The following is a 25,587-nucleotide window of genomic DNA, read 5'->3' as shown; positions in this document are numbered from 1 at the left end:
CCATGACTGATATACAGCAAACTGTGTACGTGGTAGAGGACGACGAGGCAGTTCGTGACTCACTGGAACTGTTACTTAAGACTGATGGTAAGACGGTCAAAACCTATGAGGACGCGGCAGTGTTCCTCAAAGACTATTCCGAAACGATGGCCGGGTGCATTGTGCTGGATATTCGTATGCCGGGCATGGACGGCATGGAGCTGCAGAAGAAACTGAATAGCAAGCATTCTATACTGCCGATCATTTTTGTTACCGGGCACGGCGATGTGCCCATGGCTGTTGATGCCATGAAAGAAGGCGCTGTGGACTTTATCCAGAAGCCCTATCGAGAAGAGGCGCTGCTTGAGAAAATCGAGGCTGCGCTGGAGCAGGACCAAGAACAGCGCAAAACGCTTGATGAAAAACAGGAGATTATGCGTCGGATCAAGAGCTTGACCCCTCGTGAGCACGAGATCATGGATCGCATGATAGAAGGGCAGGCCAACAAGGTAATCGCTATCGAGCTGGAAATTAGCCAGCGCACGGTAGAGATTCATCGCTCTCGGGTAATGCACAAGATGGGTACCCACTCACTGGCACACTTGGTTCGTATGGTGCTGTCAGTAAAGGACCTTATCGACGCGCGGTAATCCCGCATGCATTATACGGTTATCTTTTTGACCGGCCTTTTACTATATGACTGAAGTCGTCAGCGAAAATTCAGAGGTTACGGTTCTGCTCGTGGATGACAATCCACAGAACCTGAAAGTTCTCTATGAAACACTGAAAGATCAAGACTATCGGCTGCTGATTGCCAATGAAGGCGAGAAAGCACTGGATCTTGCTCGCCGCCATCAGCCTGAAGTTATCCTGCTTGATATCATGATGCCGGAAATGGACGGCTATGAGGTGTGTCAGCACCTTAAGGCCGACCCTGAAACGGCTGACTGTGCTGTGGTATTTCTCTCGGCTCTAGATGATCTGCAAGCTAAGGTAAAAGGCTTTGCCCTCGGCGGTGCTGACTATATTTCCAAGCCTTTTCAGTCCCAAGAAGTTATTGCCAGGGTCCAGACCCACGCTCGTGTTATCCGGCTTGAGCGTGAGCTGCAAGCACGTAATCGAGAGCTTCAGGGCGACCAAGCCCGCATTCTTAATTCCATCAGTGAAGGCATTTATGGCCTAGATGAGAATGGCACGATCGAGTTCGCCAATCCTGCGGCTGCAATCATTATGCGGTGTCCGGTTGAGGATCTGATCGGGCGCAATTTTTTTGAAACCCACTTTTCCACGGCGTCGGAGTGCCCAGATAGCCTTCCGGTGCAGGCAACTTGCCGCCAGGGTGTAGCCGAGAATCAGCGCGACATCAGAATGTTGCGTACGGATGAAACGGGTTTTCCGGCCGAATACCGCTCCACACCAAAACACGATAGTGATGAGCTGCACGGTGCGGTAGTTGTATTCCGCGACATTACCACCGAGCTGGAAAGTGAGAGGGCGCTTGAGGAAGCACGTGAGCTTGTTCAGGAGCAGCGCCACCAGTTAGCGCACACGTCCCGCCTGACCACCATGGGTGAGATGGCAGCAGGTGTCGCCCATGAGGTAAACCAGCCGCTGACGGCGATTGCCAATTACGCCCGAGTTTCCAAGCGGATGATGGCTGTTGATAACCCGAATCTGAGCCTGCTGAAAGAAACCCTCGACAAGATTGAGGCGCAATCTCATCGTGCCAGTGAAATTATCCGCAGGATTCGCCGGTTTATGAAAAAACCGGCGACAGGTAAAGAAGTGTTGTCCGTATCCGTATTGCTGGAAGATACGCGGCAATTCGCAGAGGTGGATGCGCGTAACAACGAGGGAAAAATTGAGCTTGTGGTGCCTGAGGATTTGCCAGATATTCTGGCGGATCCGATTCAAGTGCAGCAGGTTGCGCTCAATTTAATACGGAATGCGCTTGAGGCCACGCGCAGTGCTGGCTCTGCATTGCCAGTGGAGGTGAGCGCGAGACTGACCGATGATGGCTGTATGCGGATTGAAGTTCGCGACCATGGTATCGGGCTTGCGGAAGATGCAGAAGAAAAGCTGTTTTTGCCTTTTTACACCACCAAAGACGAAGGTATGGGCATTGGATTGCCTACCTGTCGCTCCCTGATTCAAGCTCAGGGCGGGGAGATCGGTTTTGAGCGCCCCGAAGATGGCGGCGCCCGATTCTTCTTTACCCTTCCTGCGGCTAGTGTGTCATCTTGCTCGTCAGGCGATGAGAGCGCCTCTGCCGCTGTTTAGAGCCATTCGATGCGCCCGCTCAGGTGTGGCGCATTGCTTCTTGCGTTCAGCAGCTGATAATCCCACCCAGGTTGCCCTGTGCGCCAGTTCAGTTGCGCAGTGCCCGGTAAAAACAAGGGCTTCTTGAACTGACAGCTCACTTTTACAGGGCCTGAGCGCCATTCATCCTGTTGCTCCATAATGGCTAGCGCGTGTGCCTTGCTCCACATGCCGTGCGCGATTGCCCGTGGAAAGCCAAAAAGTTTTGCGCTCAGGGCGTGCATGTGAATTGGATTACTGTCACCAGAAACTTTTGAGTATTGGCGTCCGATGGATTCTGGTGCGTCCATTTCCGCTGTGTTTGGGTATTGCTCTAGCGTTGGTGGAGCCTTTTTTTCGCCCGGTTCTGTCTGGTGCTCAGATTGCCGGAAGAGCATGGTGCTGGTTTCCTCCCAGACCACTGTGCCTGCAGAGCTGGCTGTGGTTATCATGCCAAATTCTATGCCCCGGCTGGTGCGTTCCTGCTCACCCAGGCACACATGCAGCTTCAGGGCCTCTCCCGTTCCAATCGCCCTATGCTGGGTTATGGTGTTGCGCAGGTGCACCAGGCCTAGGAGCGGCAGCGGAAAGGCTTTTTCGGTCAACAACTTAAGGTGTAGCGGAAAGGCGAGAATGTGGGGCCAAGTAATGGGAATATGATTGCTGGGGCGAAAACCGCACACGCGCTCATATTGGCTCAGTTCACTGCTGGAGGTGTGTGCGCAAAGCAGCTCTGCGGAAAGCTTCGGTAGCGTAATATCTGCCCCGGAGATGTTCTTTTTTGGCAGAATTGCCTTGCCGTAGAGTGGCAGTAAAGCCGGTGGGGTGTCTTGGTAAACGAGTGTGTCTGGCATGAGTTTTCTCCCTGATAGCCGATATGTTGATGGATAGCACATGAAGGATCGACGAAAGATTGCTAATACAGGTGCCTGTGGCGTATGGAATCTGATACAACTGTGAGCCTGTGGCCTGATATGCTGTAATGCAAGACGATAGTATTAGGCGGCTTTTGAACAAGCCAGCCAATTCAGGGCCGGGCAAGTATTGTTTATAAGCCTGCCGCAAGTTTGGCAAACCCGTCCAGGCGGCGCATTGACTTGGGGTGTTCCGGCGGGTGTCCGCTGGGCCAAAGCAGTATCCAATAAATACAAAGCGGGACTTTCATGCAGGAACTACGTGACGCGGGAGTAATGTTGCGCCTTATCTACGAGGCGATGAAAACGAAGGGTATTGATACCGATCTCGTTTTCAGCCGGCTGGGCGTAAATGCAGATTACGTTTACACAGAGCAACTACGTACTCCCCATAGTGCTCAAATGTTTTTTTGGCAGGCCGTTGAGGACGTCTCTGGCGATCCCGATATCGGGCTGCATCTTGGGCAGGTTCTACCGGTGTACAAAGGGCAGGTTCTGGAATACCTGTTTCTCAGTAGCCCAACCTTCGGTGAAGGCTTGCGACGCTCAAAAAATTATCAGCGACTGCTGAGCGATGCTGCTAACACAGATTTCCACATTGTGGGCGATGATGCCTGCATGGTGCTGGATACCGCCTCGGATGATGTTCGGCGCCTTCGGCATTTCAATGAGTGCTTTGTGCAGGGGTTGGTCACATTTTTCCGATCCATCACCGATGACCAATTTCACCCCTCACGAATCGAGTTTGTACATGAGCGTGAGGAAGGGAGTGAGCACGTTAAGGAAGTGCTTGGCTGTGACGTAATATTCGGTGCTGCAGAAAACCGGCTGTACTTCCCCGCCTGCCTGCTTGCCCACACGTCGCCTCACGCAGAGCCGGAGCTGTTGGATTTGCACGAGCGCTTTGCCAGCGAACAGGTTGCTCGCTTGGAAAAAAAGGACATTGTTGGGCAAGTTGAGCGCATTATTGCCGAATTGTTGGATAGTGGTGAAGTGACACTGGATGCGGTGGCGACGCGACTGGGTATTAAGCCCCGCACCCTGCGCACCCGGCTTACTGAAGCAGAAACCAGCTTTAATCAAGTGCTCGCAGATTTTCGCTACCGTCTTGCTCGGCAGCTGTTGGCAACGACGAATGAGTCCATTGATGAGATTGTGTACCTTACGGGATTTTCGGAGCCGAGTACCTTTTACCGGGCGTTTAAGCGTTGGTCCAGCATGACTCCCATTGAGTACAGAAAAACAGCGCAAGGCAAAGATGCAATGGTTGATGCCATGTAAAACGCTGGTTTTCTGAATTTTTTAGGAAAGGCGTTGACATAAGCAGGCACCTCTTTATAATGCGCTCTCGTTGTCACCGAGTAATCAGAGCATTGATTGCAAAGCCTTAAAAAGCAATCGGTTATAACTTGCGCGGAGTGGTAGTTCAGTTGGTTAGAATACCGGCCTGTCACGCCGGGGGTCGCGGGTTCGAGTCCCGTCCACTCCGCCAACTATTTTTCTTCCCCCCTGTTGTGAATCCTCAGCTTTCTATTTTTAAGCTATGTTTATCTAGCCATCGTTCGAAGTTGCTTTCTATGTTCTCCGGGGCTTAGTTCAAACCAGCGTTTGTAGGCTTTGTGCAATGCTGCGGGGTTAGAGAAGCCGAGCAGCCAGGCGATTTCAGATAACGACGTTTCAGTTTCCCGAATATAATCCCGCGCCAGCTGTTTTCTCGTGTCATCCATTAGTTCCCGAAACCCGGTTTTCTCGGCAGATAGTTGTCGCTGCAGTGTCCATGGCGTAACACCCAATTTTGAGGCGATGGTCTCAAGGCTCGGGGTTTCCCCTTTGAATAATGGCGTGAGTAGGCTTCTTACTCGGTCTCCGGTTGTCCAGCCCCGCTGAATCTCCTGCATTTCTTTGTCACAAAGCTGTATCAGCTTCTCGTGCGTGGCGGGTTGCGCCTGTGTGGTCGCTTGATTCCATATGTCCTGTCTTACGGTAATGCTATTGCTGGGTGCGCTGAATTGAACCGGGCAGCGAAACCAAGCTTCAAATAGCTCATCTAAACCTATCGATTCGTATTCTATAGTGATCCTCTCAAGCACATCCCAGCGCCCGGTAACCGTGCGTAGAAACTGTGTCCAGGCGCCCAGTACCGAGTCCACAACAAAATAGTTAAAGGAATTGTAGGGGCGAATGGAGTAGAACTGCAGCCGGCGTTTTTCGGGCTCCGCTATCGGTACCCCTCGGCTGTTGCGGCTGGTTTGCAAGGCGTAGCGAATAAGCGTTTGTATTGCTGCGCCAGAGGTGCTGGCAGATTCCCCGGCCAAGCCTGCGATGCCCGCATCGACAGGCCGAGACAGCGCGCCCATGCGCAGCCCTAGGGCGGGGTTGCCGCAGGCCTCGATGGCCGCGTGGCCCAGCCTCATAAAGCGCGGAATGCTGATGCGTGCAGCGTGTGAGGTGAGGGTTTGCTCGCTGAGTTGAAAGCGCTGCATCAGATTCTGGATGTTTACCCCCTCGGCCCCGGCGGCACGCAGAAGCACGCACACATAGAGAACGCTGATGTCGCCGAGAGGGTTGCGGTCGAGGCGGTCTTGATAGTGAAGTGAGCTCATGGACGTTCTCGAGAGGTGTGTGCTCTGGGGATAATAGAATGTTATTCAAGGATATTGTTGAAGGCAAGCCGCATTGGTAGTTTAGTTGCTATTAAATAGCACCTATTAAACCGAGCTGGGCAGCAAAGGCCTCGCCAATGATTATTTTGAGGAGATCAGCAATGACGACCAACGCTACACCGGGCCTTGCCAAATATCCGCACATGCTTGAGCCGCTTGATTTGGGTTTTACACGGTTGCGCAACCGCACGCTGATGGGCTCTATGCACACCGGCCTTGAGGAAGCGAAAAATGGTTTTGAGCGGCTGGCAGAGTTCTATGCCGAGCGTGCACGTGGCAGCGTTGGCCTTATCGTGACGGGTGGTATTGCACCCAATACCGAAGGCGCTGTGTTCCAGGGCGCGGCCAAAATGACCAACGACGACGAGGTCGAGCAACACAAGGTAATCACCGGTGCTGTGCACAAAGCCGAGGGCAAGATCTGCATGCAGATTCTCCACGCGGGCCGTTATGCGTTTTCTCCCGCGCTGGTAGGGCCTTCTGCTATTCAGGCGCCCATCAACCCGTTCAAGCCTAAAGAGCTGGATGAAGAGGGTATAGAGAAGCAGATTGAAGACTACGCCGTATGTTCGGAGTTGGCACAAAAGGCCGGCTACGATGGCGTAGAAATCATGGGTTCAGAAGGCTACTTCATTAACCAGTTTATTGTGTCTCATGCCAACCAGCGTACCGACCAGTGGGGCGGCAGCTATGAGAACCGTATCCGCCTACCTATTGAGATCGTGCGTCGTGTGCGGGAGCGGGTAGGTGCAGAGTTTATTCTGATTTACCGCCTTTCCATGCTGGATCTCATTGAGAACGGCAGCACGTGGGAAGAAGTAGTGCAGCTGGCGAAGGAAATCGAAAAAGCCGGCGCAACCATCATTAATACCGGTATTGGCTGGCACGAAGCACGAGTGCCTACCATTGCTACATCTGTGCCCCGTGGTGCCTTCACGAAAGTTACCAAGCGTCTAAAAGATGAGGTTAGCATTCCGCTGGTCACCACCAACCGAATCAACATGCCAGACGTTGCCGAGAAAATTCTGGCGGAAGGCGATGCGGATATGGTGTCTATGGCTAGGCCATTCCTAGCGGATGCCGATCTTGTACAGAAAACAGCAGAAGACCGCGCCGAAGAAATCAACACCTGCATTGGCTGTAACCAGGCGTGCCTGGATCATACCTTCAGTGGCAAGCTGACCACTTGCTTGGTTAACCCTCGTGCCTGCAATGAAACCGAGCTTAGCTACGTGAAAACGGCAGCACCTAAATCGATTGCTGTGGTAGGTGCTGGGCCTGCAGGTATGGCTTTCGCATCGGTAGCAGCAGAGCGTGGCCACAAGGTGACTCTGTTTGACGATGGCAAAGAAGTGGGTGGCCAGTTCAACGTTGCCAAACGCATTCCGGGCAAAGAAGAGTTTTATGAAACCCTGCGCTACTACCGCGTGATGCTTGATAAGCACGGCGTGGATGTTCGGCTCGAAACCCGTGTAACGGCTGAAGACCTGAAAGCCGGTAATTTTGATGAGGTTATACTGGCAACCGGCGTGAGCCCCCGCACTCCAGATATTGAAGGCATTGATCACCCGAAAGTGATCGATTACCTCGACGCCCTGTTGGAGCGCAAGCCTGTGGGCCAAAAAGTGGCCGTTATTGGTGCCGGTGGTATCGGTTTTGATGTGTCTGAATTCATTGTGCACAAGGGTGCTTCCGCTGCGCTGGATACTGATCACTTCATGCGCGAGTGGGGCGTGGATCTGACGGTAGAGCACCGTGGTGGCATTAAGGGTATGACGCCGGAAGTTCCGGAACCCGCCCGTGAGGTTTACCTACTGCAGCGCAAAGCAACAAAGGTTGGCAAAGATTTGGGTAAAACCACCGGGTGGATCCACAGGGCGTCGCTTAAAAACCGCAAGGTGCAGATGGTTCCTGGCGTTACTTATCGCAAAATTGACGATGAGGGCCTGCACATTACGGTGACACCTAAGGGTGCAGAGCAGGGCGAGGATCAGATTTTGCCGGTGGATACTATTATCTTGTGTGCTGGCCAAGAGCCTTTGCGTGAGCTTCAGGCAGGGCTTGAAGCAGCTGGGCTGCCCGTGCACCTGATTGGTGGTTCCGATGTGGCAGCAGAACTGGACGCCAAGCGTGCTATCGATCAGGGTTGCCGACTGGCTGCCGGTATTTAATCAAAATAGCCGGATCACAAAACGTTGCAGTTTTTCTCTGCGCACCGGAGACTCTCTGGCTAGACTATAAACTTTGGGTCTGCCAGAGAGTTTTTTGGAATTTAGGGAGTCTGCAATGGTATCTGCCGGCCAGGCAACGGGCGATTATTCGGCGGTGTTCTTCATAGAAGGCAATCAGGTGGCCCGCGAGATGCGTGCCAACGAGTTTGGAGCCTTCCTTGATGGCTATGTTGGGTTATCGGATCTTGCTGAAACAGATGTCAAAGCCGTTCTGGTAGATCTGAGTGGCGATCTGCTTGTGCGTGCGCTTGTGTTTTTTCGCATCTGGTTTGATGAGGAGGGCAGGGCCGACAGCAGCTGGAACGTGCCTATTGAAGAGCTCGCCACCCAAGGGGCTAAAGGGCCGGACATGGGGGGCGGCGCTATTCGTCTTGTCTGCCGTAGCCAGTGCCCAGATCCCCAGTACGCGGCAGAGTTGTGGGATCCGGATATGACCCCGGGCAACAACCATTTCCAAGCTATCCGCAAAGCCGTTGACGCCAATACCCTCAAGTTCCGCCGCGTTCAGCCTGAAGAAGAGGAGAACATTCCTGTGCTTCGTGCCGGGGATAATTCCGATTTAGCTGAAGAAGATCGTATCGGCGCTGATCGTGCCCGCCTAGCTCAGTTGATTCGTGAGCAACGCCTGCGCATTAAGACCCTGCAGAGCGTTCACCGGCATGTGCTTTCTGAAGTACAGCGAGAGCACCGGCTTGAGACCAAAACCCTGCGCAACGAAACCATTGATCTAGAACAGAAGTATGAGCGACAACGCCTCAGCAACGAACAGCTAAAGTACCGTTTGGCGGAGCGTAACCAGCAGTACCTCACCATGCAAGAACAGGTGGATTCCGGTGGTCTAGGGAAAGATCGCAATGATGCCAATGTGAATGCGGAGCTGGTATTGCTGAGGGAGCAGCTGGATCGTAAGCAGCGTGAGCTGGCGCACGGGGATGAAAAGCTTGTTGCCCTCGATCAGGAGGTGCATGAGCTCAGGCACAGGGAACCGCCGGAAAACACAGTGATGGGCCAGCTGAAAGCACAGTCTGTTTTTTTGGTTGGTTATCACCCGGGCGTTGGCCACCTGACCCTGCCTTATGATGAAATCGAAACCTACTTCGGCAACCCCACCGCTTACGCTGCGGAGCGTTGTGGTATGAATGAGCCGGCATACCTTCAGTGGCTTGAGCACTACGAGAGCCCAGTTTGTCAGCACGGCCTTGAAAGCGGGGAGCTTTGTGGCGAGCCGCTACTGCGGGTAAGTCAGCCAGGAGAATTTAAGCCCGGTCTCGACGACCGCTGCGAGAATCATCAGCCCTGAAAATGAGGGGCGCTTATTAGGGCCCCAGAACTTTTTTCAGTATCAGGGTGACTTTCGTTAAACTGTAGGCCAGATTGATATGGGCGTGAGCGGTCTCGTCCACTCTCGTCGTGTTCCGACACCACAGGAAGCTTCATGGAACAATTCAGAAACATAGGCGTTATCGGCCGAATGGGCAGCGTTAAAGTGGTTGAATCATTGCGCCAGCTCAAACAATATCTGGTCGCCAACCATTACCACGTTATCCTTGAGGAGGACACGGCCAGTATGTTGCCTGGCCATGGCTTGCAGGTTGCCAGCAAGAAACTGCTCGGCGAAATTTGCGATCTGGTTATTGTGGTCGGAGGCGATGGGAGCTTGTTGGGCGCGGCTCGGGAACTGGCAAAATCCAAGATACCGCTGCTCGGGGTAAACCGCGGGCGATTAGGGTTCCTTACGGATATTTCGCCCGCTGATCTGGAAGAGCGTCTCGGTAAGGTACTTGAAGGCGAGTACATTGAAGAAACCCGCTTTCTACTTGATGGCAACGTCGAGCGCAACGGGCAGCCCTTGGGTTTTGGTACCGCACTGAATGAGGTGGTCCTGCATCCAGGCAAATCGACCCGCATGATAGGCTTTGACCTGTATATCGATGGCCACTTTGTATACAGCCAGCGTTCAGATGGCTTGATCGTAGCCACTCCCACGGGCTCAACTGCGTACTCGCTTTCAGCGGGGGGACCGATTATGCATCCGAAACTGGATGCCATTGTACTGGTGCCTATGTTCCCTCATATGCTCAGTAGTCGACCGATTGTCGTTGATGGCAAGAGCGAGATAAAGCTGGTTGTCGGGGAAACCAACGAGACCTATCCGCAGATCAGCTTCGATGGCCAGATGAACATTGCCTGTGCGCCGGGTGATATCATTCGCATCGCTAAAAAGCCGTTCAAAATCCGTCTGATTCACCCTAAAGACCATAATTTCTATGCCACCTGCCGGGACAAACTTGGTTGGGCAAGCGAAATAGCAGCGAGTTGATCATGGCTGGAACGAATCATACTGCAAGTCGTGGTTATGACCTCATTGGTGATATACACGGCTGTGCAAATACGTTGGCACAACTGTTGGAGCAAATGGGCTACAGCAAGGTTAACGGGGTTTACCAGCACCGCCGCCGGCAGGCTATATTTATCGGTGATATCATCGATCGAGGCCCGAGAGTCCGTGAAGCCCTACACTTAGTGAGGAACATGGTTGAGCGGGGCTCTGCGCGTATTGTGATGGGTAATCACGAGTATAACGCCCTAGGCTATTGTACGCTGGCACGGGCGGGCAGTGGCAAAACTTGGCTGCGTGAGCACAATTCCCGTCACGACCGTCTGATCCAGGAAACTCTTGCTCAGTTTGATGCGTATCCCCACGAGTGGAACGATTTCCTTGAGTGGTTTTACACCATTCCGTTGTTTATTGATGACGATGACTTCCGCGCGGTGCATGCGTGCTGGGACAGTGAACTCATCGAGAAATTCAAACGCATGCAAGGTGGCGCCTGCATCGACGAGGACTTTCTTCATGCCTCTGCGGCAATCGATTCTTTCGCCGGTCAGGTTATGGATACACTGTTACGAGGCACGGACCTGCGTCTTCCGCAGGGTATGGCGATAACCGGGCGAGACGGATACGTTCGAGAGTTTTTTCGCACCAAGTTCTGGGCGGATAACCCCCGCACCTACGCGGATGTTGTGTTCCAGCCAGACCCTTTACCGCCGGAAGTAGCCAGCCGGGCTCTTACTGAAGCCGAGCGCAGGCAGTTGATCAGCTATCCGCTGGATGCACCTCCGGTGTTTGTGGGCCATTACTGGATGGAGAGCGAACCTGCGCCACTGAAATCCAATGTTGCGTGCATTGATTTCAGCGCCGTGAAATACGGTAGGCTGGTGGCATATCGGATGGACGGTGAGAAGGCACTTTCCGCCGATAAGTTTGTCTGGGTTAACGTTGCCCGGGATCATCACGACTCCCCAGATTATCCCATCAGTGAAGACAGTGTTGCGCGCTAGAGCGTGCAACCTTTAGCCAAAATACTCTTTGAGGCAAGCTAGATTGTGTACCGCGTAAAACAGTTGGATACCAATACAAACCTAAGTGGATTTAGCCAGTGGTTGAAAGGCCGGGGCGTTCCTCACAGAATTAGTGAGGAAGGTGATTTCCAGGTGTTATGGCTGGAAAACCCCGACCATGCCGAACCTGTGCTTGAGGCACTCGATCGGTTCCTCGCGGAGCCCGACATTCAACAGGCGGTAGAGCAGCAGAATCGCTCGCCGGTGTTTGTGGCAGGGCGCTGGCAACCCTCTCCGCGGCATGCCCCGCTGGTGCTGGGTATAATCGTGCTGGGTGTGCTGATGGCCTGGCTTACCAGTCTGGGCAGTAACCAGTTTACCGTTAACCTACTGATTGTTGATCCGCGAGCATACGACTGGGGAAACATGGCTGAGCGCCTCGATGCGCTCTCTGCAACGCTTGCCAGTGGCCAGGTGTGGCGGCTGTTCACTCCGGATTTCCTGCACTTCAGCTGGACCCACATTATTTTTAACTCTGTGATGTTGTGGTTTTTGGGCAGTCAGATTGAATGGTTTGACGGCCGTGGCAGGCTGGTTCTGCTTTTCATCATAACCAGTCTTTTTTCTAACGGGCTGCAATATATCGTTTCGGGGCCTTTTTTTGGCGGCCTTTCGGGGGTTGTTTATGGCATTCTTGGTTATTGCTGGCTTAGCCAACGAAAGGCGCCGCGGTTCCAGTTTCCGCCTGCGCTTGTAACCTTTGCCGTGGTGTGGATGGTGATCGGGTTTACACCCTTGCCTGAAATGCTGGGCCTAGGGCGTATGGCAAATGAAGCGCATTTAGGCGGATTTGTTGCGGGCCTGGCGCTGGCAGCAATTCTGCCGGTCCGTAGAAAACAGCAGGCATAAAAAAACCCCACCAAAAGGTGGGGTATAAAAGAAGCGTATAGCTCCTGATGAGAGAGACCAAATAACACGACCGTCGTTACTTGGTGATGCAATGATAATCATTATCGTTTGTGCCTGTCAAACGATTCCACTACTTTTTATGAAGGTTTTTCAGGAGAACCCGATGACCTACGAAGAACTTATCGAACGACTCGATCCCAATGTTTACCAGAGCTTGCGGCAGTCCATCGAACTCGGGAAATGGCCTGATGGCCGAAAACTTACGCCGCAGCAGCGTGAGATCAGTTTGGAAGCTGTCATCTATTATGAAAACCTGCAGAAGATCCCGGAGCAAGAACGGGTAGGGTTCCTCGATCGCGGCCGCAAGGCGGGTACAGACTGTGACCCTACCGTGCGTCGCAGCCAGTCAGGCGGTAATGGCGTTGATCCCAATCAGTTTGTTGAGGTTAAGTCTTGAGCGACCTTGCTGATGTGACCGGCCGGCTCAGAAAGATGCCGGCAGATGCGGGCGACCCGGTGTCTTATGTTTTAGCGGTGGGTGATGCCCGCGTGCCACTGAACGAGCTTATTGGCAAACCCTTGCGTTTTGATTTTGAGGGTGTGATTCGTTGCATTCACTGCGATCGGGTAACCAAAAAGAGCTTTAGTCAGGGGTTCTGCTACCCCTGTTTCCGTAAGCTGGCGGCGTGTGATACGTGCATCATGAGCCCAGAGAAGTGCCACTACCATCTGGGCACCTGCCGCGAGCCGGAGTGGGGCGAGACTCACTGCATGATTGAACATGTGGTCTATCTGGCCAACTCATCAGGCTTGAAGGTGGGTATTACCCGGGGCTCTCAGGTACCAACACGTTGGATAGACCAGGGAGCGGTTGATGCAATTCCCATGTTTAGAGTGGCTACCCGCTATCTTTCTGGCCTGGTTGAAGTGGCCTGCAAGGCGCATGTTGCTGACCGCACAAACTGGCGTGCGATGCTCAAGGGTGATGTTCCGGAGCTGGATCTCGCGCAAGAGCGCCAGCGGATACTGGCGCTGATCGCAGACGATATTGCCGCCCTGCGGGAAGAGCATGGGCAGGATGCTATCCGTGAAGTGGATGAGCAGGGGCTAGGCCTGAGCTATCCCGTACAAGTATGGCCAGAAAAGATTAAAACCCACAATCTGGATAAAACACCAGAAGTGGAAGGGGTTCTTGAAGGTATCAAGGGCCAGTACCTGATTCTCGACACCGGTGTGATCAATATTCGTAAATTCACCGGTTATGAAGTCCGTTTCCGGGTGATGGGCGCTTAACGCGACCTTCTACCCGCCCGTTCTAATAATGCCTGCCTGGCCCGCTTGGGGTCAGTTGCAGGCTGAGAAATCTGGAGGCAATCAATGCGCACCAATCAGCCAAAAACCACCCGCCTGAGCGAATACAAAGTACCCACATACCTGGTGGACACGGTGGATCTTCGCTTCGAACTCTTTGACGATGGCGCAAGGGTGCATAGCACGCTGTCTGTGCGCCGTAACCCAGAATCGGCCGAGGTGTCTGCCCCGCTCGCGCTGGACGGCGATAGCCTGAAACTGGAGAGTGTCGCACTGAATGGCGAGAAGCTCGCTGCGGACGCCTACGAAGAAACCAGTGAACAACTGGTTATTGCCAAGGTGCCGGCCCAGTTCGAGTTGAAGGTTGTGACATGGGTTGAGCCGCAGAACAATACCCGCCTTGAGGGCCTGTATAAATCGTCGGGCATGTTTTGTACCCAGTGTGAGGCTGAAGGTTTCCGCTGCATTACCTATTTTCCGGATCGGCCGGATGTGATGGCTCGTTACCGTACCCGCATTGAGGCTGACAAAAACGCCTGCCCGGTGTTGTTGTCCAACGGCAACGATGTAGAAAAAGGCGACCTAGAGAATGGACGCCACTTTGTTACCTGGGAAGATCCGTTCCCCAAGCCCAGCTATCTTTTCGCCTTGGTGGCGGGTGATCTGGTTGAAAAAAAGGATGCCTTCACAACCTGTTCCGGTCGAGACATCGATTTGCGCATCTACGTTGAGCCGCGCAATGCGGCAAAAACTCAGCATGCCATGGATTCTCTCAAGCGCTCCATGCGTTGGGATGAAGAAACCTACGGCCGCGAGTACGATCTCGACATCTTCATGATTGTGGCTGTCGACGACTTCAACATGGGGGCCATGGAGAACAAGGGCCTGAATATCTTCAACTCGTCCTGCGTACTGGCCAGTCAGGAGACTGCAACCGATCTCGCGTTTCAGCGCATTGAATCCATTGTTGCCCACGAGTACTTCCATAACTGGTCTGGCAACCGCGTAACCTGCCGTGACTGGTTTCAGCTAAGCCTGAAGGAAGGCTTCACCGTATTCCGCGATTCCACCTTCTCGGCAGACATGGGCTCATCAACCGTGAAGCGTATGGAAGATGTAACCCTGCTGAGAACGGCGCAATTTGCCGAAGATGCAGGCCCTATGGCGCACCCCGTGCGCCCAACGTCTTATATGGAGATTTCCAACTTCTACACCCTGACCATTTATGAGAAAGGTGCAGAAGTCGTTCGCATGATCCACACATTGCTGGGCCCGGATCTGTTCCGCAAAGGCAGTGATGTGTACTTTGAGCGCCACGACGGGCAGGCAGTTACCACTGACGACTTTGTAAAAGCGATGGAAGACGCCTCCGGTCGGGATCTCACGCAATTCCGGTTGTGGTATGAGCAGGCGGGCACCCCAGTGCTGAAGGTATCGGATGAGTACGATGCAGAGCAGGGTATTTACCGCTTAACGATTCAGCAGACCATTCCGGATACCCCGGGCCAGACTGACAAGAAACCGCAGCATATTCCTTTTGCCCTAGGCCTGCTGGGCGCAGATGGCGAGGCTCTGCCGCTCAGTCTTGGAAGCACTGACGATGCTGCGAGTGCGCCAACCGAGCGCGTTCTTGAGTTGACCGAAGCAAGTCATGCGTTCGAGTTTCACGGGCTGGCCCAGAAGCCGGTTCCATCACTGTTGCGCCACTTTTCTGCGCCGGTTCGTGTGGCTTACCCCTGGAGTCGCGAGCAGCTGGTGTTTTTGATGAGTCATGATCCGGATGGCTTCAACCGTTGGGATGCGGGACAGCGCCTCGCCGTTGATGTGATTCAGTCACTGGTTGGCTCTCCCGATGCCGCCGAGGTAGAGCCCCGCTTGGTGGAGGCTTACCGCACTTTACTTGCTGACCCGAAGCTTGATCAGGCGCTGGTGGCAAAAATGCTGCAACTGCCCTCTGAAGCCTATCTGCTTGAGCTGGCGGATAGCCCCGACGTTGCGGCCATTCACCGTGCCCGCGAGCAAGTGTTAAACCATCTCGCAACGTCGTTGCGTGAGGAGCTTATCGCCTGTTATCACCGCAATGCCGAAGTTGGCGCCTACGAAGTTACCCCGGAATCCGTTGCCCGCCGAAGCCTGAGAAATACCGCGTTGGCCTGGTTGTTGATGATCAATGATGAAACCGGCCGCGACCTGGCTCTTACTCAGCTCGGCAACGCCGATAACATGACCGATCGCATGGGCGCACTGCGAGCCCTGGTAAACTCAGATTATGCGGCCGAACGAAGCCAGGCTCTGGCCGACTTCTATGAACGGTTCCAGGATGATCCTCAGGTGGTGGAGCAGTGGTTCTCGGTGCAAACATCCAGCGACCGCGCAGGCCAGTTACCACAAATTCACACACTGTTGGAGCACCCTGCCTTCGATTGGAAAAACCCCAACAAAATACGTTCTGTGGTTGGTGTGTTCGCCGGTCAGAACCTAGCGGCCTTCCATAACCCGGATGGTTCCGGCTATGAATTCCTGGCTGACCAAGTGTATCGCCTGGATGACAGTAACCCGCAGATCGCGGCTCGCTTGGTAACACCGCTTACGCGTTGGAAAAAGTTTGCTCCAGCGTACAGTTCACTGATGCGCTCAGCTCTGGAGCGCATCCGGGACAAGTCTGGGTTGTCTGCTGATCTGTACGAAGTGGTACACAAGAGCCTTGAGGCCTGAGGGCAGGCAAGGGGGACCGGCCGTAATTGTAAGTCGTTGATTACGGCCGGATACAAAATCGCACTTTCGGTCGATAGACAACCTTGACGAATCGGCTAACCTGTGTAAAAGCTTGTATTTCTATCAGGCAACAATAAAAAGCCTTCTCACAGGCTTCCAGTCGAATTCAGGGTTATATAATGAACTATAAAAAGAGTGCGATACTCGGGGGCCTGCTCGCCCTCTCGATAGCATCCTCTTATTCCTTGGCCGGAGTGTCCTCAAATGAAGCATCACGCCTAGGCCAAGATCTCACACCGTTCGGTTCGATTAAGGCCGGAAACAAAGCGGGGACTATCCCCACCTGGACTGGGGGTTTAACAGAGCCTCCTGCTGGTTATGAGGGTACGGGGCAGCACCATATCGATCCGTTCCCAACCGACGAAGTACTCTTCACCATTAATGCGTCTAATAAGGATCGCTACGCCGAGCACCTTTCTGATGGCGTTCTTGCAATGCTTGAAACCTATCCCACCACCTTCCGTGTGCCGGTGTACAAATCCCGACGCACTCACGCGGTACCTGACTGGGTTGCAGAGAACACCAAGGAAAATGCGGTAGACGCAGAGATTGTCGGCAAGGGCGCAGGCCTCGAAGGTGCCTATGGTGGCTATCCTTTCCCGATCCTTCACGGAAATAACGAGCAGAAAGCCTGGCAGGTGATTTGGAATCATTTGGCGCGCTGGCGCGGCGTTTCTATTACCCGTCGATCCAGCGAGGTGGCGGTTCAGAGTGATGGCGACTATGCGTTGGTCACCTCTCAGCAGGAAGTCTTTTTCAACTTTTACAACCCTGAGGGTAATGAAGATGATCTGGACAACATCATGTTCTATTATCTCTCGTTTACCCAGTCTCCGCCCCGCCTTGCAGGTGGCGCTATTCTTATCCATGAAACCCTGAACCAGATCGTTAACCCGAGAAATGGCTGGGGTTATAACGCAGGGCAGCGCCGCGTACGCCGTGCTCCGAACCTGGGTTACGATTCGCCAATTGCAGCCGCTGAAAACCTCCGCACGGCGGATGATAGTGATATTTTCAACGGTGCACTGGATCGTTATAACTGGAATTACGAGGGGTTGAAGGAAATCTACATTCCTTACAACAACTACCGCATCGGCGAAAAAGGCACACCTTATTCCGAAATACTCGGCATTTCTCACCTAAACCCCGATCTTACCCGCTGGGAACTGCAGCGTGTTCACGTGGTTGAGGCGACGTTGAAAGACGATGCGCGCCATATTTATCAGAAGCGCCGTTTCTATGTAGACGCGGACAGTTGGAATACGCTTTTGGTGGATCAGTATGATGGCCGTGGTGAGTTGTGGCGTGTGACCATGGGGCTCGCCAAAAATTATTATGAACTTCCGGGTGTGTGGACGGTTCTGGACGTCTATCATGATCTACAGGCCCGCCGTTATCACGTACTCGGCCTGGATACGGAAGAACCCAATACACGGGTCTTCAATGAAGATATACCGAACAAGCGCTATTTTTCTCCATCTTCCCTGCGCCGCAGGAGTGTCCGCTAAGCTGGGCATTTTCACCGTTGGTGCCGGTATGTTTCCCGTTATTGCCGGCACTGCCGGCCAGAGACGTACAGTTAAACAACATAATAGGCAATTTGAATGGCTAAAAGGTTGACGTGCAAGACTCTGGGGGCAGCCTGCCTCGGGCTTTCCATGGTTTGGTTCGCGCCAGCGGCGTTTGCGCTTGCGGATATCATCGAAACTCCGGCTCGGCAAACCGACCTGGCTCCCACACACCTGCTTAATGACGCTGTGCTTGCGGGTGATCGCATAGTGGCTGTCGGGGAGAGAGGGCACATCATCTACTCCGATGATGACGGGCAAACTTGGACGCAGGGCAATGTTCCTGTCTCTGTGACGCTGACCGCCGTGGATTTTGGATCCGACACCCACGGCTGGGCCGTGGGTCACAGCGGTGTGGTGCTTCATACCGAGAACGCTGGCGAGAGTTGGAGCCTGCAGCTAACCGGCGTAGGTGCAGCCGAACTGGCCATTGCCGGTAAGGAAAAACAGGTTGCTGCCATGGAAGAGCACATTGAAGAGGCGCCTGAATCGGAGAAGGGTGATCTGGAATGGGCTCTGGACGATCTGATTTTCACCATGGAAAACATGCAGTCAGATCTGGATATAGGCCCGGTAAACCCGCTTCTGGGTGTTTGGTTCGAGAATGATCAGCACGGATTTGTTGTGGGTGCCTACGGCATGATCCTGCGTACGGAAGACGGCGGTAATACCTGGAATGATTGGGCGGGGCAGATTGATAATGCCCGGAACTTTCACCTTAACAGTATTGCTCGCATAGCTGGCGGCGCGCTTGCCATCGTTGGTGAGGTGGGGCAGATCTACGTTTCTGTGAATGGTGGGGACACCTGGGAGCAACGGGAAAGCCCTTACGAAGGTTCTCTGTTTGGTGTGATTGGAACCGGCCAGGTTAATGAGATTTTGGCCTTTGGGTTGCGTGGCACCATGCTATTTTCGACGGATCTTGGAAAGAGCTGGCGCATGGTTCCAAACAGTGCCGGTGCAACACTTAACGATGGGGCCGTAGCCGAAGACGGCCGGATAACATTGGTAGGTAATGGTGGCACGGTGCTTATGAGTAGCAATGGTGCAGATTCATTCCGTGAGCACTTTCGTAGTGGCCGGTCTGGCATCATGAGTGTGGTTCCGGTTTCGGGAACCAATCTTCTTATCGTGGGTGAAAGCGGCGTAAAAGTTACTGACGCGCGCGGGAAAAACCTTCAATAACGCCCTGATGTGGCAACAACTGAAAAAATAATAGAGGGGCTTTTTGAATGTCCAACCCGAACCATGACAAGGGTGAGCACTACCTAACAACGCCTAAGGCAGAGCCGTTTCTGGAGCGCCTGATTTTCAACAACCGGGCCGTGATTCTTATCGGCTTTCTGCTGTTGACGGTGTTTTTGGGCTACAACGCGATAAAGATCCAGCCAGATGCAAGTTTTGAGCGAATGATCCCGCTTGAGCATCCTTATGTTATCAATATGCTGGACCACCGGAATGACTTAGAAAACCTTGGCAACTTTGTACGAATTGCCGTGGAAACCAAAACGGGTGATATTTTTTCTGCGGAGTACATGGAGACTCTTAAGCAGATCACCGATGAGGTTTTCTATCTTGATGGTGTTGATCGCTCAGGCCTGAAAACCCTGTGGACATCAAACGTTCGGTGGGTGGAAGTAACGGAACAAGGCTTCCAGGGTGGCACAGTCATTCCAGATGGCTATGATGGCTCGCCTGCAAGCTTAGAGCAGCTGCGCCAGAATATCCTTCGTTCCAACGAAGTAGGGCGCCTGGTATCGGATAATTTCAAGTCCACGATTGTGTACGCACCGCTGTATGAAAAGAACCCGGAAACGGGCGAGCCATTGGATTACGCCACGTTCTCCCGTCAGCTCGAAGAAAAGATCCGCGATAAGTACGAAACACAGAATCCCAATATCGACATTCATATTGTCGGTTTTGCCAAAAAAGTCGGTGACCTTATTGAAGGTATTGGCTCCATCGCCTGGTTTGCGGGCATTACGATTCTGTTGACCACACTTTTGCTGTTCTGGTACTCCCGCAGCATCACCGGCACGCTGGTGCCGGTATTCACGTCGATTGTTGCGGTGTTCTTACAGCTAGGTGCCCTCAGGATTTTGGGCTACGGCTTGGATCCGTACTCGGTTCTTGTGCCTTTCTTGGTTTTTGCCATTGGCATCAGCCACGGTGTTCAGATCGTAAACGCCATGGCTGTCGAAGCCAGCAAAGGTTTCGATGCTGAAACCGCGGCCCGCCTGGCATTCCGTGCGCTCTATATTCCGGGCATGTTGGCGTTGATTTCTGATGCATTTGGCTTTCTTACGCTGTTCTTTATCGAGATCGACGTTATCCGCGATTTGGCCGTAGCGGCGGGCTTGGGTGTGGCCTTCGTTATCCTTACCAATCTGGTGCTGCATGTACTGATCATGTCCTACCTTGGTATTTCCAAGGGTGGTATTCGTCACGTTCAGAATCAGGGCGAAAAGCAGGATCGTAAATGGCGTTTGATGTCGTACTTCGCTCACCCAGGCGTTGCACCGATTTCACTGCTTATTGCTGTGATTGGTCTGGGGCTTGGCCTTTACTACAAGCAGGATCTGAAGGTAGGTGATCTCGACCAGGGAGCGCCCGAGCTTCGTGCGGACTCGCGTTATAACCTAGACAACGCGTACATCATCGATAATTATTCCACCAGCGCCGACGTACTGGTTGTGATGGTTAAAACACCGGTAGAGCAATGTACCCAGTACAACGTTTTGCGAGCCATGGACTCACTGCAATGGGAGCTACAGAACACGCCAGGCGTTCAGTCCTCAGCTTCCCTTGCCGACGTTTCCAAAATCGTGACCAAGGCTCTGAATGAAGGTAACTGGAAGTGGTACGAGATCTCCCGCAACCAGACCATCATTAATGCGTCTATCCGTGAGGCGCCATCTGGGCTTATCAACACCAACTGCAGCCTAACGCCGGTTTTGGTGTTCCTTGAAGACCACAAGGCAGAAACGCTTGAAACGGTGATTGAGAGGGTTGAGGTGTTTGCTAAGGCGAACAGCAACGAGGAGCATACCTTCTTGCTGGCGGCTGGTAATGCCGGTGTTGAGGCGGCTACAAATGAGGTTATCGCCAATGCCAAGGATATGATGCTTATCCTGGTCTATAGCGTGGTGAGCCTGCTTTGTTTTGCTACCTTCCGCTCCATAAGGGCAGTGCTTTGCATTGTGGTTCCACTGGGCCTGACCTCGGTTTTATGTGAAGCGATCATGGCGGTGTCGGGGATCGGCATTAAGGTAGCTACCCTGCCAGTCATCGCGCTTGGTGTAGGTATTGGTGTGGACTACGGCATCTATATTTACAGCAAGCTCGAGCATTACCTACTAGAAGGGAAAACGCTTCAGGATGCCTATTTTGAGACTCTGCGCTCGACCGGTAAGGCGGTTATGTTTACCGGCGTAACGCTTGGGCTTGGTGTGGTAACTTGGATCTTTTCGCCAATCAAGTTCCAGGCGGATATGGGCTTCTTACTGTTCTTCATGTTCCTTTGGAATATGGTTGGAGCAATCTGGCTACTACCGGCACTGGCGCGGTTCCTGCTGCGGCCGGATCAGATGATCGCCAAAGCCCGCGCTGCAAAATAGAACTTGCAGTCAAGCACAAAAAAGCCCGCCGCGCGGGCTTTTTTGTTGTTTTCTCAACTGGTTAGCGAGCTAATCCATACTTTATTTATAGTGTGAAGTGGTCTATGTTCTATAACGAGCGCGATGCTTGCCCGCGAGCTCAGGCGGGCAGTTGATAACAACGATCAAAATAAGGAAAATTCACATGACACTGAAACTTAAAGCCTCCGCATTCGCTGTAGCAGCAGCTTTCAGCTTGGGTGCGGCCTCAACAGCTGTTTCTGCACAGGAACAACGCTTTGTTACCATCGGAACTGGTGGTGTAACCGGCGTTTATTATCCGGCTGGTGGTGCTATTTGCCGCCTGGTTAATATGGATCGCAAAGAGCACGGAATCCGCTGCTCTGTCGAAAGCACCGGTGGTTCTGTTTACAACCTGAACGCCATTCGCCAAAACGAGCTGGATCTGGCGGTTGCGCAATCCGACTGGCAGTACCACGCCTATAACGGCACAAGTCAGTTCAAAGAAGACGGCCCTAACAAAGATCTGCGTGCCGTATTTTCACTGCACCCAGAACCGTTCACCGTGGTGGCCAGCAAAGGCTCGGGCATCAAGAACTTTGACGATCTAGCAGGCAAGCGGGTCTCTGTAGGTAACCCGGGGTCTGGCCAGCGTGCGACAGCCGAAGTGCTGATGGACGAAATGGGCTGGACCTTGGATAAGTTCTCTTTGGCTGCCGAGCTTAAGGCTGCGGAGCAATCCCAAGCCCTGTGCGATGGCAACATTGATGCGTTCTTCTACACCGTGGGCCATCCATCCGGCTCTATCAAAGAGGCAACCACCTCCTGTGATAGTGTGCTGGTTAACGTCAATAATAAGGCGGCCAAAAAGCTGATTGAAGACAACCCGTACTACCGCAAAGCTGTTATTCCTGGCGGCATGTACCGTGGCTCTGATAACGACGTGACCACCTTTGGTGTGGCAGCGACGTTTGTATCTTCTACCAACGTACCAAACGAAGTAGTGTACGAAGTGGTCAAGGCGGTGTTTGAAAACTTTGACAGCTTCAAGCGCTTGCACCCTGCTTTCGCCAACCTGAAGAAGGAAGAAATGGTGTCTGACGCCTTGAGTGCCCCGCTGCACCCGGGCGCTGCCAAGTACTACAAAGAAGCTGGCCTGATCGATTAATTCGGTTACCGGCGAGTAGAGCAACTGCGGGCAACCTCTGCCCGCAGTTTTAATTTATCTTACCCTTTTCCTCTGACAGGACTCTGCTATGACCAATAGCGACCCGAGCGCCGGGGATCGTATCGATAAGCAGAAGGTTGAGGCGTTTCTTCAGACCGAATCCGGTGGAAGGGCTGCAACTGGGTCTGCCGCGATCATTCTTTTTGTTGTTCCTTTACTCTGGTCTCTTTTCCAGCTTTGGATAGCATCCCCACTACCGTACATTTTTGATTTTGGCTTGCTTAACTCTACAGAGTCACGCTCGATTCACCTTGCTTTCGCCTCATTTTTGGCATTTTCAGCGTTCCCCATGATTCGGGGTAAGCACGCGAACAAGGTGCCTATCTACGATTGGGTTTTAGCGTTGGCTGCCGCGTTTACAGCGTCGTATCTATACGTTTTTTATGACCAGCTGGCCACTCGTCCTGGCGCGCCTAATCTCCAAGACATTATTATCGCAATGGCCGGGTTGGTGTTGCTGTTGGAGGCAACGCGTCGTGCGCTGGGGCTCCCTCTAACGATTGTTGCAGGCGTATTCATTATTTACTCCTTGGCCGGCCCTTATATGCCAGCCGTTATTTCTCACAAGGGAGCGAGCCTGAGCAAACTGGCTTCGCACCAGTGGCTTGGCACTGAGGGTGTGTTTGGTGTCGCCCTGGGCGTATCAACCAGCTTTGTTTTCCTGTTCGTACTTTTTGGTGCCTTACTCGAGCGTGCCGGTGCCGGCAATTACTTCATTAAGGTAGCTTACGCAATGCTTGGCCACATGCGCGGCGGCCCGGCCAAAGCGGCAGTGGTTGCTAGCGGTCTTAGCGGCATTATTTCCGGCTCTTCCATCGCCAACGTGGTTACCACCGGCACCTTCACCATCCCGTTGATGAAGCGGGTCGGTTTTCCGGCCACCAAAGCCGGTGCCGTGGAAGTGGCGGCCTCTACCAATGGCCAGCTGACACCACCGATCATGGGCGCCGCAGCGTTTCTGATGGTCGAATACGTGGGCATTTCTTATCTAGAAGTGATCAAGCACGCGATTCTGCCCGCGATGATTTCTTATGTGGCACTTATCTACATCGTGCACCTAGAAGCCTGCAAGATGAATATGAAGGGCGTTGAGCGGCTGAACAAGCCGACTCTGGCCCAGCGCATGCTTGTTTGGGTAATGGTGCTTCTGGGGTTGAGCGCAGTGACCTTAGCGGTTTATTACGGTGTAGGCTGGATGAAAGACGTGTTTGGCAGCGCGGCTATGTGGGTACTCACGCCGTTGTTGCTGGCGGCCTATGTTGGGCTTGTCGGTTACGGGTCGCGCTTCCCAGAACTGGAAGAAGACGGCCCAGATTCTGTAATGGACGAGCTGCCACCGGTGGGGCCAACGGTAAAAACCGGTCTCTATTTCCTGTTGCCGGTGGTAGTGCTTGTGTGGTGCCTTACGGTTGAGCGCTTCTCGCCGCAGCTGTCGGCTTTCTGGGCCACGGTGTTCATGGTATTTATCATCATCACCCAGCGCCCTCTGAAAGCGTTTTTTAACGACCGAGGTAATTACCTGAGCGGTCTGAAACAGGGCGGGCTAGACCTTACCCAGTCACTGGTCACCGGCGCCCGCAACATGGTGGGCATTGGTGTGGCCACGGCAACTGCAGGTATTGTGGTGGGTACTGTAACTCTCACCGGCATTGGCCTGGTGATGACTCAATTTGTGGAGTTCATCTCCGGTGGCAATCTGCTGTTGATGCTAGGGTTTACGGCCGTTATCAGCCTGATCCTGGGTATGGGGCTACCCACCACGGCCAACTACATTGTAGTGTCTACCCTGATGGCGCCGGTCATTGTTAGCTTGGGCGCGGAAAATGGCCTGTTGGTGCCCTTGATCGCAGTGCATCTGTTCGTGTTCTATTTCGGCATACTCGCGGATGATACGCCGCCGGTGGGGCTCGCGGCCTACGCCGCCGCTGCTATTTCGGGGGCGGACCCGATACGAACGGGTATACAGGGCTTCACCTATGACATCCGAACCGCCATTCTGCCGTTCATGTTCATCTTCAATACTCAGTTATTGCTGATAGGGTTGACCGGTTGGTTTGACTTGTTAGTGACGGTGTTCAGCGCGGTGACCGCCATGTTGGTATTCTCAGCAGCCACCCAGGGTTTCTGGTTTACCAAAACCCGTTGGTGGGAAACCATTGGCCTGCTGCTGATTACCTTCACCCTGTTCCGTCCGGGCTTCTGGTGGGACGAAATATACCCGCCCACCAACGATCGCCCCGGTGCAGAGCTGTTGCAGCACGTAGACGAAGTGGCTGCAGATCAGCCCATCATTCTCCAGGCTTCTGGTATGTCGCTGTCGGGTGATGATGTATCCAAGTACCTGAAGCTGCCATTGCCTGCGGGCGACACGCCCGAGAAACGGCTGGCGGCAGCTGGGCTGGAAGTGTCAGCGGCGGGTGAGGTGATGAGCGTCGAGTTCGTTAACTTTGGCAGCGATGCAGAAAAAGCTGGGCTCAGTTTTGGCTGGACTATCGACATCGTGCAGGTGGAAAATCCACGCCCGCCAAAAGAGCTGATGTTTATTCCGGCGTTGCTCTTGCTCGGGCTGTTGGCCTTCGCACAGTTGCGGCGCAGGGCCGGTGAGGGCGAACGACCGGCCTTTGTCCCCTCGCGCTAATCTGGCGGGCACAATGTGCAAGCCCCTAAGCAATCCCCGGCATTAACCTGCCGGGGATTTTTCTGTTAAACTCCGCCCCACTCTTGGCACCGTGGTTTGTATCGCGGCGGCCAT

At 53.4% G+C, this 25,587-nt stretch carries 18 protein-coding genes and 1 tRNA gene; 17 read left to right on the top strand and 2 right to left on the bottom strand.

Features of this window, described 5'->3' with window-relative positions:
• Nucleotides 1–2 precede the first annotated feature (2 nt).
• Both fixJ and CPH80_RS09260 read left to right on the top strand, forming a co-directional pair.
• On the top strand, nucleotides 3–629 hold the full coding sequence (fixJ, locus tag CPH80_RS09265) for a response regulator FixJ (RefSeq protein ID WP_096277162.1): 627 nt from the start codon (nucleotides 3–5) through the stop codon (nucleotides 627–629).
• Nucleotides 630–675: 46 nt separating this feature from the next.
• Entirely contained in the window at nucleotides 676–2,259 is a 1,584-nt protein-coding gene (locus tag CPH80_RS09260) for a response regulator (protein ID WP_096277160.1), read from the top strand.
• Here the strand turns inward: CPH80_RS09260 and CPH80_RS09255 are convergent.
• A complete protein-coding gene (locus CPH80_RS09255) occupies nucleotides 2,256–3,131 on the bottom strand; it encodes a MaoC/PaaZ C-terminal domain-containing protein (RefSeq protein ID WP_096277158.1) in 876 nt (291 codons plus the stop codon). The genes CPH80_RS09260 and CPH80_RS09255 overlap by 4 nt on opposite strands.
• Before the next feature lie 309 nt (nucleotides 3,132–3,440).
• Here CPH80_RS09255 and CPH80_RS09250 point away from each other — a divergent pair, with 309 nt between their 5' ends.
• Together CPH80_RS09250 and CPH80_RS09245 are read left to right on the top strand one after the other, a co-directional pair.
• Nucleotides 3,441–4,472 carry an AraC family transcriptional regulator gene (locus tag CPH80_RS09250; RefSeq protein WP_096277156.1) on the top strand — a complete coding sequence of 344 codons (1,032 nt, stop codon included), beginning with the start codon at nucleotides 3,441–3,443 and terminating at the stop codon, nucleotides 4,470–4,472.
• Between the two features lie 134 nt (nucleotides 4,473–4,606).
• A tRNA-Asp gene (locus CPH80_RS09245) sits at nucleotides 4,607–4,683 on the top strand.
• Nucleotides 4,684–4,738: 55 nt separating this feature from the next.
• Here CPH80_RS09245 and CPH80_RS09240 read toward each other — a convergent pair.
• A complete protein-coding gene (locus CPH80_RS09240; RefSeq protein ID WP_096277154.1) occupies nucleotides 4,739–5,794 on the bottom strand; it encodes an AraC family transcriptional regulator in 1,056 nt (351 codons plus the stop codon).
• A gap of 161 nt (nucleotides 5,795–5,955) precedes the next feature.
• Between CPH80_RS09240 and CPH80_RS09235 the strand changes: the two genes are divergently transcribed.
• The 13 genes from CPH80_RS09235 (at nucleotide 5,956) to CPH80_RS09175 (ending at nucleotide 25,473) form a co-directional block, all read left to right on the top strand.
• A complete protein-coding gene (locus tag CPH80_RS09235) occupies nucleotides 5,956–8,025 on the top strand; it encodes an NADPH-dependent 2,4-dienoyl-CoA reductase (RefSeq protein ID WP_096277152.1) in 2,070 nt (689 codons plus the stop codon).
• A 115-nt stretch (nucleotides 8,026–8,140) separates the two neighbouring features.
• Nucleotides 8,141–9,385, top strand: coding sequence for a DNA repair protein (locus CPH80_RS09230; protein ID WP_096277149.1), 1,245 nt, complete (start codon nucleotides 8,141–8,143; stop codon nucleotides 9,383–9,385).
• A 135-nt stretch (nucleotides 9,386–9,520) separates the two neighbouring features.
• Nucleotides 9,521–10,405 (top strand): NAD(+) kinase, encoded by an 885-nt coding sequence (locus CPH80_RS09225; protein ID WP_096277147.1) that lies wholly within the window; start codon nucleotides 9,521–9,523, stop codon nucleotides 10,403–10,405.
• Between the two features lie 2 nt (nucleotides 10,406–10,407).
• On the top strand, nucleotides 10,408–11,427 hold the full coding sequence (locus CPH80_RS09220; RefSeq protein WP_096277145.1) for a metallophosphoesterase: 1,020 nt from the start codon (nucleotides 10,408–10,410) through the stop codon (nucleotides 11,425–11,427).
• A 45-nt stretch (nucleotides 11,428–11,472) separates the two neighbouring features.
• Nucleotides 11,473–12,336 (top strand): rhomboid family intramembrane serine protease, encoded by an 864-nt coding sequence (locus tag CPH80_RS09215; RefSeq protein ID WP_096277143.1) that lies wholly within the window; start codon nucleotides 11,473–11,475, stop codon nucleotides 12,334–12,336.
• 163 nt (nucleotides 12,337–12,499) lie between these two features.
• Complete coding sequence (locus tag CPH80_RS09210) at nucleotides 12,500–12,793, top strand: YeaC family protein (protein WP_096277141.1); 294 nt, start codon at nucleotides 12,500–12,502, stop codon at nucleotides 12,791–12,793.
• On the top strand, nucleotides 12,790–13,629 hold the full coding sequence (locus CPH80_RS09205; RefSeq protein WP_096277139.1) for a DUF2797 domain-containing protein: 840 nt from the start codon (nucleotides 12,790–12,792) through the stop codon (nucleotides 13,627–13,629). The genes CPH80_RS09210 and CPH80_RS09205 overlap by 4 nt, the downstream gene beginning before the upstream one ends.
• Nucleotides 13,630–13,713: 84 nt before the next feature.
• Nucleotides 13,714–16,362 (top strand): aminopeptidase N, encoded by a 2,649-nt coding sequence (gene pepN, locus CPH80_RS09200; protein WP_096277137.1) that lies wholly within the window; start codon nucleotides 13,714–13,716, stop codon nucleotides 16,360–16,362.
• A 179-nt stretch (nucleotides 16,363–16,541) separates the two neighbouring features.
• A complete protein-coding gene (locus CPH80_RS09195) occupies nucleotides 16,542–17,930 on the top strand; it encodes a DUF1329 domain-containing protein (RefSeq protein WP_096277135.1) in 1,389 nt (462 codons plus the stop codon).
• Between the two features lie 96 nt (nucleotides 17,931–18,026).
• Nucleotides 18,027–19,175 (top strand): WD40/YVTN/BNR-like repeat-containing protein, encoded by a 1,149-nt coding sequence (locus tag CPH80_RS09190; RefSeq protein WP_227520424.1) that lies wholly within the window; start codon nucleotides 18,027–18,029, stop codon nucleotides 19,173–19,175.
• Nucleotides 19,176–19,222: 47 nt separating this feature from the next.
• Nucleotides 19,223–21,607, top strand: coding sequence for an efflux RND transporter permease subunit (locus tag CPH80_RS09185; protein WP_096277133.1), 2,385 nt, complete (start codon nucleotides 19,223–19,225; stop codon nucleotides 21,605–21,607).
• 184 nt (nucleotides 21,608–21,791) lie between these two features.
• A complete protein-coding gene (locus tag CPH80_RS09180) occupies nucleotides 21,792–22,775 on the top strand; it encodes a TAXI family TRAP transporter solute-binding subunit (RefSeq protein ID WP_096277131.1) in 984 nt (327 codons plus the stop codon).
• An 88-nt stretch (nucleotides 22,776–22,863) separates the two neighbouring features.
• Nucleotides 22,864–25,473, top strand: a complete 2,610-nt coding sequence (locus tag CPH80_RS09175; protein WP_096277129.1) for a TRAP transporter permease — start codon at nucleotides 22,864–22,866, stop codon at nucleotides 25,471–25,473.
• The last annotated feature ends 114 nt before the right edge of the window (nucleotides 25,474–25,587 follow it).

The sequence above is a fragment of the Marinobacter sp. LV10R510-11A genome (assembly GCF_900215155.1).
Taxonomy (GTDB): Bacteria; Pseudomonadota; Gammaproteobacteria; order Pseudomonadales; family Oleiphilaceae; genus Marinobacter.
Note: the sequence above shows the minus strand (reverse complement) of the source record. Positions and strands in the feature narration are given on the sequence as shown.